The organism is Saccharopolyspora sp. NPDC000359 (assembly GCF_040300525.1).
Taxonomy (GTDB): domain Bacteria; phylum Actinomycetota; class Actinomycetes; order Mycobacteriales; family Pseudonocardiaceae; genus Saccharopolyspora.
On the sequence record NZ_JBEPDU010000007.1, the window covers coordinates 78455 to 90770 of the forward strand.

General features: G+C 68.5%; 10 protein-coding genes. 7 read left to right on the plus strand and 3 right to left on the minus strand.

The window, feature by feature from the left end:
* Positions 1-238: 238 nt before the first annotated feature.
* From ABT324_RS07250 to ABT324_RS07265, 4 genes are all read left to right on the plus strand, one after another.
* Positions 239-1408 (plus strand): hypothetical protein, encoded by a 1170-nt coding sequence (locus tag ABT324_RS07250; RefSeq protein ID WP_351173077.1) that lies wholly within the window; start codon positions 239-241, stop codon positions 1406-1408.
* 47 nt (positions 1409-1455) lie between these two features.
* Positions 1456-2982 (plus strand): class I SAM-dependent DNA methyltransferase, encoded by a 1527-nt coding sequence (locus ABT324_RS07255; RefSeq protein ID WP_351173080.1) that lies wholly within the window; start codon positions 1456-1458, stop codon positions 2980-2982.
* 154 nt (positions 2983-3136) lie between these two features.
* Complete coding sequence (locus ABT324_RS07260; protein ID WP_351173083.1) at positions 3137-4480, plus strand: hypothetical protein; 1344 nt, start codon at positions 3137-3139, stop codon at positions 4478-4480.
* Positions 4477-4926: a hypothetical protein gene (locus tag ABT324_RS07265; protein ID WP_351173086.1), complete on the plus strand. Its 450-nt coding sequence runs from the start codon at positions 4477-4479 to the stop codon at positions 4924-4926. The genes ABT324_RS07260 and ABT324_RS07265 overlap by 4 nt, the downstream gene beginning before the upstream one ends.
* 24 nt (positions 4927-4950) lie before the next feature.
* Here ABT324_RS07265 and ABT324_RS07270 read toward each other — a convergent pair whose 3' ends face one another.
* The gene (locus ABT324_RS07270; RefSeq protein ID WP_351173089.1) at positions 4951-5811 is read right to left on the minus strand and encodes a helix-turn-helix transcriptional regulator; all 861 of its coding nucleotides are present in this window, start codon (positions 5809-5811) and stop codon (positions 4951-4953) included.
* An 85-nt stretch (positions 5812-5896) separates the two neighbouring features.
* Between ABT324_RS07270 and ABT324_RS07275 the strand changes: the two genes are divergently transcribed.
* Both ABT324_RS07275 and ABT324_RS07280 read left to right on the plus strand, forming a co-directional pair.
* Positions 5897-6655, plus strand: coding sequence for an SDR family oxidoreductase (locus ABT324_RS07275; RefSeq protein WP_351173092.1), 759 nt, complete (start codon positions 5897-5899; stop codon positions 6653-6655).
* 30 nt (positions 6656-6685) lie between these two features.
* On the plus strand, positions 6686-6895 hold the full coding sequence (locus ABT324_RS07280) for a tautomerase family protein (RefSeq protein ID WP_351173095.1): 210 nt from the start codon (positions 6686-6688) through the stop codon (positions 6893-6895).
* Between the two features lie 54 nt (positions 6896-6949).
* Here the strand turns inward: ABT324_RS07280 and ABT324_RS07285 are convergent, their stop codons facing one another.
* Positions 6950-8518 carry an alpha/beta hydrolase gene (locus ABT324_RS07285; RefSeq protein ID WP_351173098.1) on the minus strand — a complete coding sequence of 523 codons (1569 nt, stop codon included), beginning with the start codon at positions 8516-8518 and terminating at the stop codon, positions 6950-6952.
* A 179-nt stretch (positions 8519-8697) separates the two neighbouring features.
* Positions 8698-9543, minus strand: coding sequence for a lysophospholipid acyltransferase family protein (locus ABT324_RS07290; RefSeq protein ID WP_351173101.1), 846 nt, complete (start codon positions 9541-9543; stop codon positions 8698-8700).
* 120 nt (positions 9544-9663) lie between these two features.
* Between ABT324_RS07290 and ABT324_RS07295 the strand changes: the two genes are divergently transcribed.
* Positions 9664-12156, plus strand: coding sequence for an FtsK/SpoIIIE family DNA translocase (locus ABT324_RS07295; protein ID WP_351173104.1), 2493 nt, complete (start codon positions 9664-9666; stop codon positions 12154-12156).
* Positions 12157-12316 lie beyond the last annotated feature (160 nt).

The window sequence follows — 12316 nt, forward strand, 5'->3', positions numbered from 1 at the left end:
GGATGTCGCAGTGCGTGGTTCAGGGGAGTGCCGGCGGTCGGCGGTGGTCGGTCGGTAAGGTGCCCAGGTTGATTTCGCTCGTGACTGGGGAGAAGTGTTGTCGAGCCCGTACGGCGCAGGGGGATTTGGTCAGCACCGAGCAGGGGCGCCAGGCGCGCCGCCGTACCCGATCCAGGGGATGGCGCCGCAACCGCCGAGCGCTCCACCACCTCGGAAGAAGCGGCTTTGGCTGCGGGTCGTGATCGCGGTGGTCGCCGGGCTCGTCATCGGCCTCGGCGGTGGATTCGGTCTGCTGCCGCTGCTCAGTTCCGAACCCGCTGCTCACGACGACGCGGGGAAACCAGCTCAGCCGCGCACGAACCTGCTGGCCGGGTCGTTCGAGCGGGCTCCTGCGGTCAACTTCGGCGGGCAGCCGCTCCCCGACGCTTGTGCGCTGGTGCAGCCCGCCGATCTCGAACGCCTGGGGATTCCCATCGCTTACCCGGTGGACATCAAGCACACCTACCTCGATCCGCAGGTCACCGACCCGCAGGTACACAGTCGCTCGCGGCAAGCGCCTGCGGAGTGCCTAATCCTGATCCAGGGCAGGGAGGACGGCATCCTCCCCTCGGTCCGGGTGGAGTTCCACGCAGTTCCGTTCAGCCATGAGAACGATGTCCGGGTCTTCGACTACGGGTACGAGCACCGGACCAAGGGTGACCTCGTCCTCTACGTTGACCGGCCCGAACCTGGCTCCTCGTACGACTTCCGCGCCAAGGTCCCCCTCGGGGACGGCAAGCTGATCGGGGTGACGCTGAGCGATCCGCTCGAGTCCTACCGGGGTGTGCCCACCAGCCAGCTGTTCGACCAGATCGTGGACACCGTGCTGGACAACTACGCGCGTGGCGCCACCGGTGTACAGGGCTTCCGCTACCAGGAGCCCTACGGCACGCCGCCGTCGGCCTGCGCGGTCTTCAGCCCAGCGGCGTTCGAGCTGGTGACGGGCAAGCAGGACTCCGGCTGGGTGGAGGAGCGGATTCCCAGCTATGAGCGGCAGATCCTCAACAGCCGCGTGGGCGGCTACATCTACCTGGAGTACACCTGCCGACGGGTGGACCGCGCGGCGCTCGACGAGTCTGGCCCCACGACGGGCAAGGAGCTGACCGTCACCTACTACCGGAACGAGCGGGAGGCGGCCGCGCACGACGAGCTCTGCAAGGCGTCCACGGACATCGGCGTGCTGGGTCTCGACACGGCGGTGGGGGACGGGCAGAGCTGCATCTCCACCGTGCTGGACTCGTCGACGCTGCTTTTCCGGTCCGGGCGGGCCGGATTCTCGCTCCCGGCGAACGAAGGGGAGGACCCGCGCACCTTCCGGGACCGCGCGGTCCCCATCACGCAGCAGATCCTCCGCGACCTCAACGGGTAGCCGGTCGGTAGAGTGGCCGGGTTGTCGTGGGGGTTGCGAGGTGAGCTGTGAACGCTGCGGAGAGCCAGGCCGAGACGCGGCGGCTGGTTGACAAGCTGTGGAGCTACTGCAACGTCCTCCGGGACGAGGGTGTCTCCACGATCGACTACGTCGAGCAACTGACGTTCCTGCTCTACCTCAAGATCGCCGAGGAGAAGAAGAACGATCTGATTGTCTCCGAGCACCTGCTCCCACAGGGGTGGCAGGAGCGCGGCTGGTCGGAGCTGGTCGGGCAGAAGGGCACTGAGCTGAAGCGGCGGTACGAGCAACTGCTCGCCGATCTCGGCGACCAGGCGCCGGGCACGCCGCACCACCTCATCTTCGCCAAGGCGCAGAACAAGATCCAGAACGCCTCGAATCTCTCCCGGCTGATCAACGATTTGATCGAGCGTGAGACGTGGTCGATCCACGGCACCGATGTCAACGGTGACGCTTATGAGCAGCTGCTGTCTCGTGGCGCGGCGGACACCAAATCGGGTGCTGGCCAGTACTTCACCCCGCGTCCGCTGATCAACGCCATGGTGCGCTGCACGCAGCCGACCCCAGACGACACGATCACCGACCCCGCCTGTGGTACCGGTGGCTTCCTACTGGCGGCGCATTCCTACATCGTCGATACCCATGTCCGGCCGAACGGGCTGAATCGCGAGAAGCTCCGCAAGATCTCTGGGAACATCTGGGGCACCGAGCTGGTGCACGGAACTGCGCGCCTCGCGGCCATGAACCTGCTGCTGCACGGTATCGGCTCCTGGGGCGAGCAGCCGGGAATTCAGGTCGAGGACGCGCTGGCCAGGAATGGGCGGAAGGCGAGCCTGGTGCTGGCCAACCCGCCGTTCGGCAAGAAATCCTCGATCACGGTTGTCAATGAGGATGGTAAAGCCTCCCGGGAGGAAGTCGCGTACAAGCGCCATGACTTCTGGGTCACCACCACTAACAAGCAGCTCAACTTTGTTCAGCACATCGCCACTCAGCTCGACATTCCCGGCCGGGCGGCAGTGGTCGTGCCGGACAACGTGCTTTTCGAAGGCGGTGCGGGCGAAACGGTTCGCCGGAACCTGCTGCGCGATTACGACGTGCACACCTTGCTGCGGTTGCCCACCGGAATCTTCTACGCCGGGGGTGTGAAGGCGAATGTGCTGTTCTTCGAGGCGAAACCGCCTGCCGGTGCGGATCAGCCGCTGACCAGCAAACTCGCCGTCTACGACTTCCGGACCAACCAGCACTTCACGCTCAAGACGAAGGCACTGCGCGACGAGCACCTTGATGACTTCGTCGAGTGGTACCTGTCCGCTGACCGGCCGGAGGACCGCAAGCCCAACGACCGGGTCAAGCTCTTCGACTACGCCGACCTCGTCGCGCGGGACAAGATCAACCTCGACCTGATCGGCTGGGTCAAGGACGAATCCGTCGACGATGCGGACGAGCTGCTCTCGCCCGAGGTTATTGCCGCTGAGATCGTCGAAGATCTGCAGGCTGCGCTGTCCGAGTTCGCTGCGGTGGCTGAAGCCTTGGGTGGCGCGTCGAGCGAAAGCTGATGCGTCGGCGTTGCTCTCGTCGTGTGAATAGTCGTCACAGGGTGATCACGTTCGGCCGCCGGCGTTTTCGGTCCTGCTGAGATATCCGGACCGGCCCTGGTGCATTCAGGGTATTCGGAAATCTCACCGATGATCGAGAGCGCCGGGAAACTGCATGCTGGGTTATCGCAGCGTCTTTCAGGTCGAACAGGGAAGCATCGACGTCCTTGCTCGGGTCAGAGAACAGCTGCATTCGTGGTTGCGGCGCAAGCACTACGACAGCGATGCAGTGAAGCCGGATGCGTTGGTGAGTTTGGGGCCGAACGCGGACGGCGTGCTGCTGGAAAAGGCGGGCAAAGACGGCTCGAACGCGCTTCGGGTGCGGGTGACCGAGAAGCAGCCCGGTGGTATCTGGACCAGTCAGCTGACTGTGCACGTGCCGGGCAGCGGTGACCCGGCGATGGTGTGGGTGGACATTGTCAACCCCGAAGTGCTTTCCGACGATGCTGACCAGCCCGCGCGGCGGCGGCAGTGGACGGCGACACCGAAACTGGTGCGGGACCTGCTGACGGTGCTGCCCGCAGCGGACGGCACAGCGCGGCTGGATTCCCGACCGTGGCGGGTATCAGGTGAGGACGCCGAGGATCTCGTTGGCATCATCCGGGATCCCTCACGCCGGGGGCCGGTTTACGTCGTTGGCAGCCAGGAATCACTTCCGCAAGGACCCTGGTTCGACTTGGCGCGCAGGTTGCTCTACGAGACCGTTGGCATCGGTGCCGGTTACTTGCTGGATCCGGAGGCCACCAGGGTCTTCGCGCGCGCAGTCGGTGAGAGTCACGAGGTCAAGCCGGGAACGATGCGGACGTTCCTGCCGGGCGCTGAGCCAGGTGACACCACCGACGCTCTGCGGCACCGGGTGCTCAGCACCGGCCGCATTCTCAAGGACGAGCAGCCGAGGCTGCCCCGCCTCCTCGGTTGGCGAGCGCGAGACATCGTGATCGAACAACGGTTGCCCAATACCGCGGTGCGGCTGGATCGGCAATTCGAAAAGCAACTCGATCAGCTGCTCGTCGAGGGTGAAGCTTCGGATGCAGCCTCCGTCGCACCCCGTGTCGACGAAGCGTCTCCGTCGATCCTGGATCGCGATGTGGCGATCGTTCAGGTCCTGCGGGAAGAGCTCGACGAGTCCGAGCTCACCGCTGACCGGCTGCGTGAGCTCGTCGCCTTCGCCCGCATTGGCCAGCGAGAACAGGTGAAGCGGCAGGGTCTGACGGACCGGTTCGAGGAACTGCAGGAGCGCACCGCCGAACTGCAACAGTCGCTCGACGAAGTGAGCGAGCAACTCGACGACGAGACGCTGGAACTCGCCGAAGCCAACGCCGACCTGGCCAAGGAAAGGCCATCACCAGGCATCTCCGTGGTCTGCTCGAAGTGGAGCGCCGATACGCGGACGCCTGGTCGGAACCGGCCCAAGCCGAGTACAAGCTGCCGGACTCCTTCCTGGACGTGTTGCCGATGATCGAGGAGCTGGAGCACGTCGTGTTCACCGGGGACGATGAACCGACGTTCAAGCTGGAAGAACGTGACCGGGCCGGGGTTTGGGCGGGCAAGACGTGGGAGGCGCTGCTCGCCTTAAAGGACTATGCGCGAGCGTCAGCGGAAGGCCGCTGCGAGCGTGGAGTTGACGACTACCTGCGCCACTTGCCGGACAATTGCCGTGGCTTCTCCGTAAATCGGCACGCGCGGGATGAGAGCAACGACGTGCGTAGCAACACCAGGCTTTCTCGAATTAGGACATTCCCGGTGCCTCCGGAAATCGCTCCCGAAGGGCAGATCTTCATGGGTGCCCACTTCAAAATCGCGAACTCCGGGATGATCAGCCCCGGATGCACTACTACGACGCGACCAGCATCACCGGCAAAATTTACATCGGTTACATCGGTGCTCACCTGCGCAGCAGGATGACCAACTGATCGAAACGAAATGGGTTCAGCTCTTGTGGGGGGTGAATTGCTCGGTGGTGAGGACGGTGAGGAGGTCTAGTTTGCTGGCGCTGTCCGTGCCGATCGCGGGGGTGAACCAGAGGAGGCGTTGGCGGCCGTCCTCGCTGAGGAGGTTGAGGCAGTTCACGTCGAGCACGCCCAGTTCGGGGTGGATGATGCGCTTCCGGTCGTTGCGGCGGACTGCCACCTCGTGGTCGGACCAGAGCTCCGTGAACTCCGGTGAGCGGGCGAGGAGGTCGTCGATCATCGTGCGCGCTTCGGTGTCGCGGGCGTTCCGGCGTGCTGCTGCGGCTCGCAGGTCGGCGGCGAAGGCCCGGGAGTGCGCCGGGTGGTCCTGCTCCGGGTAGATCGAGCGCGCCGCCGGGTCGGTGAACCAGCGGTGGATGAAGCTCGCCTCCTGGCCGTGGAAGTGCGAGTGGTCGCCGAGCAGCGCGACCGCGAGCGGGTTCTGCACGAGGGTGACGTGCAGGTCGGTGATGACCTGGGCCGGGGTTGAGGTCAGCCGGGTGAGCAGGTCGAGCATGCCGGGGTGGACGTGCGAGGCGGGGCCGCCCTGGACCGGGAGGGGGCGGTCCGCGAGGTGGTAGAGGTGGTCGCGCTCGTCGGCGGTGAGCCGCAGCGCCCGGGCGAGGGCGGCGAGCATCTGCTCGGACGGTTGGGACCCCGCGCCGCGTTCCAGCTCGTTGTAGTAGTCCACCGAGGCGCCCGCCAGCTGGGCCACCTCGTCGCGGCGCAGGCCGGGCACGCGGCGCCGCGGCCCGCGGACGAGGCCGACCTCCTCGGGGCGGATGCGCTCGCGCCGGGACCGGAGGAACGCGCCGAGCTCGGCGTGCTTCGAGGCCTTCATGGATCCAGTGTGCGGTCACTGGGGGCGCGGACACAGGGGACGACATCCCCTCGCTCCGCCCGCTGACGCTCCGCATCGTGGAGGCATGACTTCAACCGACACCACCGGCGGGGCGGGTGGCCGCGTCGCCGTCGTCACCGGGGCCTCGCGCGGCATCGGCCGGGCCGTGTCCCGTCGGCTCGGCGCTGACGGCTTGGCCGTCGTCGTCAACTACGTCGGGGACGCCGCTGCCGCGGAGGAGGCGGTGGCCGCGATCACCGCCGCTGGCGGGAAGGCCATCGCGGTCCAGGCCGACATCGCCGACGAGCAGGCCGCCGCCGCGCTCTTCGACCAGGCCGAGGCCGCCTTCGGGGGCGTGGACGTCGTCGTGAACGCCGCTGGGCGCATGGCGCTCTCGCCCATCGCCGAACTCGACCTGGACGTCCTCGACCAGCTGCACCGGACCAACATCCGCGGGGCCTTCGTCGTCGCTCAGCTGGCCGCTCGGCGCCTGCGGGACGGGGGTTCCTTCGTGGGCTTCTCGAGCTCCGTCGTGGGCACCCAGTTCCCCACCTACGCGGCGTACGCCGCCAGCAAGGGGGCCGTCGAGGCGATGACCCTGATCCTGGCGCGTGAACTGCGCGGACGCGACATCACCGTGAACACCGTCGCGCCGGGCCCGACCGCCACCGCCCTCTTCTTCGAGGGCAAGACCGAGGAGCGGGTCGAGGAACTGGCCAAGATCCCGCCGCTGGAGCGCCTGGGCACCCCGGAGGACATCGCCGCGGTCGTCGCATTCCTGACCAGCGCCCAGGGGCACTGGGTCAACGGTCAGGTCCTGCGGGCAAACGGCGGCCTGGTGTGACGCCCGAGCCCCTGCAGAAGGAGTACAACCATGCCATTCGCCCACTTCAAGGTCCCGGCTGGCACCATCACCGCGGCCGACAAGCAGAAGCTCATCGAGCGCACCACCGACCTGTTCGCCGAGGTCTACGGGGAGCGAGCCCGCGCGACCACGGTCGTCCTCGTCGATGACGTCATCGACGGTGGTTGGGGTGTCGGCGGCACCGTGCTGACCGCCGCTGTGCTCAACGGCGACGGTTGACCAGCACGCACGACGGCCCGGCACCGCAGTGCCGGGCCGTCGCGCGATCCGGGGTCAGCGCCAGTTGGCTTGGAGGGCTTCCTGGAGGAACTCAGGTTGGTGTGGGCGCTTGGACAGGGTGCCCAGGCCCTCCGGGGTGGGTTGGGGGAGGGGTTCGCAGGTCGCGTCCGGGCCCCGGCCGGGCTTGCGGGATGGGAGCTCGCCCGTGAGCAGGTAGTCCGCGATCTGGTCGTCCAGGCAGGTGTTTCCGCTCAGCGAACCTGAGTGGGTGGTGCCGCCGGGGAGGCTGATCAGACTGGCTCCGGGGAAGCGGTCGCGGGCTTCCAGGGCGCCGGGGAACGGGGTTGCCGCGTCGAGCTCCTCACTGATCAGCAGGGCGCTGTCGACCTGGCTGCCGTCCACCTCGACCGGCTTGCCCGGCTTCGCGGGCCAGAACAGGCAGGGGGCGTTGTACCAGGCGTTCGCCCAGGTCTCGAAGGGGGCCTTCTCATGGGTCGCCCAGTTGTCGCGGCGCCACTTCGGCCAGCTCCGCGGCCACTGCACGTCCGTGCACTGGACCGACAGGTAGACCGCGAAGCCGTTGTCGTCACCCGGCGGGTTCGCGCTGTCGTAGACCTTCTTCAGCGCCTGCCAGTCGCCGTCGTGGATCCAGCTGGCGAACGCCTGGGCGCGGCCGTCCCACGCCGCCTGCGAGTAGCCCGCGGTCAGGAACAGGTCGGTCCACTCGTCGGAGCCGATGACCCCGCCCGCCGGTTCCCGGTCCAACTCGGCCTGCTGCTGGTAGAACAGCGCCTCCACCTCCGCGCCGGTCGCGCCGAGGTGGAAGGTCGCGTCGTGCGCGGCGATCCAGTCGAAGAAGACCTTGATGTTGCGGTCGAAGGCCACGTCCTGGTTCAGGTTCGCCTGGTACCAGACGTCCTCGACGTTCACCACGCCGTCCATCACCACGCGGCGCATCCGATCCGGGTGCAGGGTGCCGTAGACCTGGCCGAGGTAGGTGCCGTAGGAGAAGCCGTAGTAGTTGATCTGCTCGGCACCCAGCGCCTTGCGGATGCTGTCCATGTCCTCGACGACATCGGTGGTCTTGATGTGGTCGAGCAGCTCGCCGGAGTCGGCGCAGGCGCGGGCGTAGCCCTCCGAGCGGTCCAGCCAGGTCTGCTCCAGCTCCGGCGTGGTGGGCACGTAGTGCGGCCGGTCGTAGGAGAAGTAGTCCGGGTCGCAGGAGAGCGCGGGTTCGCTGGCGCCGACGCCGCGCGGGTCGAAGCCGATCCAGTCGTAGGCGGCCCCGGCGTTCTTGGGCACGTACGCGCCGAGTGCGGACAGGGTCAGGCCGGATCCGCCCGGTCCGCCCGGGTTGACCAGCATGACGCCCTGGTACTGGTCCTCGGGCACGGTGTGCTTGATGCGGGACACCGCGAGCGAGATGTGCTCGCCCGCCGGGTCGGCGTAGTCCAGCGGGACCCGCAGCATCCCGCACTCCGCCCCCGCCTTCTGCAGCGCCTCGTCGGTGCACGGGCCCCACTGGACCGGCGGCGGGTCGTACTCCGGTGCCGCGTTCGCGACCGCGGGTGCCGCGCCCGCCAGGATTCCGACCGCCAGCGCGGCGGTGACGACTTTTCGCACTGAAGCCCCCCGTTCGTCCGGTTGGCGCCCACCGGGCGGTGAGCAATGTGGACAGTAAACGGGATGGTCCGCGCCAAAGCGGCCTGGTTGGCGAGAAATGGTCTGCCCGGGCGACCCGGTTCCGCCTCGCGCTCCGCGGCTGGGTGGCCTCACCTGGCCGCGGAGTCGCGCCCGACTGGTCAGCTCGCGCTCGGCCGCCAGGGGCTGGGTTTGTCCGTGACCGGGCGGGTCGGGTCGAGGTGGTGCGGGGTGCCGAGTTCCCCCGCGCGCAGCGGGGTGAGGCCGTCGGTGATGGCCCGCATGATGCGGTCGCGGGCTCGGACCGCGTCACCGACGCGGTCGGCGGACAGGTCGCTGAGGTCCACCGGGGCTCCGAAGTGGACGCGCAGCGTCGGGCGGCGGCGCACCGCGCGCAGCCACGAGGCGAACAGGACCCACAGGTCGCGGGCGCTCTCCACGCGGACCATGCCGTAGCACATCGCCTCGTGCGCGCCCCACTGGCTGATCGGCACCACGGCCGCACCGGAGGCCAGCGCCATCCGGGCCACGCCGGTCTTCCCGCGCTCCGGCCACATGTCCGGTTCGAGCGTGATCCGGCCCTCCGGGTACACCAGCACCGGTTGGTGGTCGCTGGTCAGCGCCGCGACCACCCGGGCCATGGCCTGGCCCGCGGTGCTCTTGCCGCGGTCCACGCGGACGTGGCGGCAGCGGCGCAGGACCCCGCCCAGCACCGGTGCGTCGAACAGCCCGCCGGTGGCCAGGAAGCGGGGGGCCAGCCGACGGCTGCGGCAGGCCGCGATCAGCACCAGGGCGTCCAGGTTGCCGATGTGGTTGGCGGCCAGCAGCAGCGGCTTGCCGCACAGGTCGTCCGGCACGTCTCCGGTGACCTCCAGCCGTCCGGTGGCGCCGATGATCGCGCGGTCCACCCGCGTCAGCGCGCGCCACAGCAGTGGCGCGCCGCGGAACAGCGTCTCGCGGTCGGTTCGGCGTGTCGGCTCGTGCGGACCGGTCGGGAGGGCAACCATGATGGTTGAGGATCTCACGCTTGATGCCCCGATCGGGGCGCATCGCCCGAGAAAGCGTCCGAGCCCGCGTCCGCCGTGGCTGTTGTGACGGGAGAGGCGGGTGCGGATACCGTGTGGGGTATGGCGAGCCGGACATCGAACGGGGGGCGTGGCTCGGCGCGCAGCAAGAGCGCCACGAAGAGTAGCGGCGCCACCTCCCGCAGTGGCGGATCGACCCAGGGCAAGCCCCGGGCGAAGTCGGGCACCAGCAGGAGGAGCTCGGCCAAGCCGCGCGGCTCGACGCACGCACCGCGCAGGCAGCCGGCGAAGCGACCCGCGAAGTCCCGCGGCGGCGGGGTCGGCCGCGGCGTCGGCAGCGTGGTGCGGGCGATGGGCAGGACCCGGGAGCTCGACCCGGCGCACCGGCGCGACGGGCTCGCACTGTTCTTCCTGGCCACCGCCGTGATCGCGGCCGCCGGGGTCTGGTGGCAGGCCGGTGGGCCGGTCGGGCACGGGTTCGACCTGGCGCTGCGCTCGGTCATCGGCTCGGCCGCCGTGGTGCTGCCACTCGTGCTGCTGGGCACCGCGGTCCTGCTGATGCGCACCGAGAGCACCGCCGAGGCCCGGCCGCGGGTGGTGATCGGCTCGATGCTGCTGATCTTCACCACGCTCGGTGTGATCCACATCGTCAACGGCTCCCCGCTGGAGCCCGACAGCTGGCCGCAGGCCGGTGGCGCGCTCGGCTTCGTCGCGGGCGGTCCGCTGGAGTACGGGCTCACCGCGTGGGTCGCCGTGCCGGTGCTGGTGCTGGTCGGGCTGTTCGGACTGCTGGTGCTCACCGGCACCTCGGTGCGCGACATCGGCGACTGGCTGCGCGGCGGCGAGTACGAGGAGGACGTCGAGGAGCCGAAGAAGCCCCGGTCGAAGGCCGGGTCGAAGGCCGAGGACGCGGAGGCGACCGAGGTCAAGCTGCGCCGCCCGTCGCGGCGGCGCCAGGCGGCGATGGCCGACGAGGACGCGCAGCTGTCGCTCGACGACGTGCCCGAGGAGCCCAAGCCCAAGCCGAAGGCCGCCGTGGTCCCGGCCAACCAGCCCGCGCCGGAGAAGCTGAAGAAGAGCGAGAAGCCGCAGATCAGCCGCAGCGTCGAGGGCGACTACAAGCTGCCGCCGCTGGACGTGCTCACCGACGGCGAACCGCCGAAGAGCCGTAGCCGGGTCAACGACGCGATGATCGAGGCGATCACCGCGGTGCTGGAGCAGTTCAACATCGACGCCCAGGTCACCGGCTTCACCCGCGGCCCGACCGTCACCCGTTACGAGGTCGAGCTCGGGCCCGGCGTGAAGGTCGAGAAGATCACCGCGCTGACCAAGAACATCGCCTACGCGGCGGCCACCGACAACGTGCGGCTGCTGGCGCCGATCCCCGGCAAGTCCGCGGTGGGCATCGAGGTGCCCAACAGCGACCGGGAGATGGTGCGCCTCGGCGACGTGCTGCGCTCCGGTGAGGCAGCCAAGGACAGCCACCCGCTGGTGATGGGCCTGGGCAAGGACATCGAGGGCCACATGGTCACCGCGAACCTGGCCAAGATGCCGCACCTGCTGGTGGCTGGTTCCACCGGTTCCGGCAAGTCCAGCTTCGTCAACTCCATGCTGGTGTCGCTGCTGGCGCGGGCCACGCCGCAGGAGGTCAGGATGATCCTGATCGACCCGAAGATGGTGGAGCTGACGCCCTACGAGGGCATCCCGCACCTGATCACGCCCATCATCACCCAGCCGAAGAAGGCCGCCGCCGCGCTGGCCTGGCTGGTGGAGGAGATGGAGCAGCGCTACCAGGACATGCAGGCCAACCGGGTGCGGCACATCGACGACTTCAACCGGAAGGTGAAGTCCGGCGAGATCACCGCCCCGCTGGGCAGTGAGCGGGAGTACCGGCCCTACCCCTACATCCTGGCCATCGTCGACGAGCTCGCCGACCTGATGATGACCGCGCCGCGCGATGTCGAGGACGCCATCGTGCGCATCACGCAGAAGGCGCGGGCCGCGGGCATCCACCTGGTGCTGGCCACCCAGCGGCCGTCGGTGGACGTGGTGACCGGCCTGATCAAGACCAACGTGCCGTCCCGGCTGGCCTTCGCCACCTCGTCGCTGACCGACTCGCGGGTCATCCTGGACCAGCCCGGTGCGGAGAAGCTGATCGGCATGGGCGACGCGCTGTACCTGCCGATGGGCGCGTCGCGCCCGGCGCGGGTGCAGGGCTCGTTCGTCTCCGACGACGAGATCCACCGCATCGTCTCGTTCACCAAGGACCAGGCCGAACCCGAGTACACCGACGGGGTCACCGCGGCCAAGGCGGGCGACAAGAAGGAGATCGACTCCGACATCGGCGACGACCTGGACGTTCTGCTGCAGGCCGCCGAGCTCGTGGTGACCAGCCAGTTCGGCTCCACGTCGATGCTGCAGCGCAAGTTGCGGGTCGGATTCGCCAAGGCCGGGCGGTTGATGGACCTGCTGGAGTCGCGCGGCGTGGTGGGTCCTTCCGAGGGCTCGAAGGCGCGCGAGGTCCTGGTCAAGCCCGACGAGCTGGAGAACGCCCTGTACTCGATCCGCGGTGGACCACCGCCGGACGACGAGTGATGCGGTGAGCGGCGGTGCGGGGGCACCGCCGCTCACGCGTTTTCACCAGTATTTCCGCGCTCGTTCAACCTCGATTCGCACTGCTCCGTTTGCGCGGTGGAATTGCGCTGAACGGAATTGTCGAACCGGACGAATTTCAACATCTTTGAGATAGTCTCCG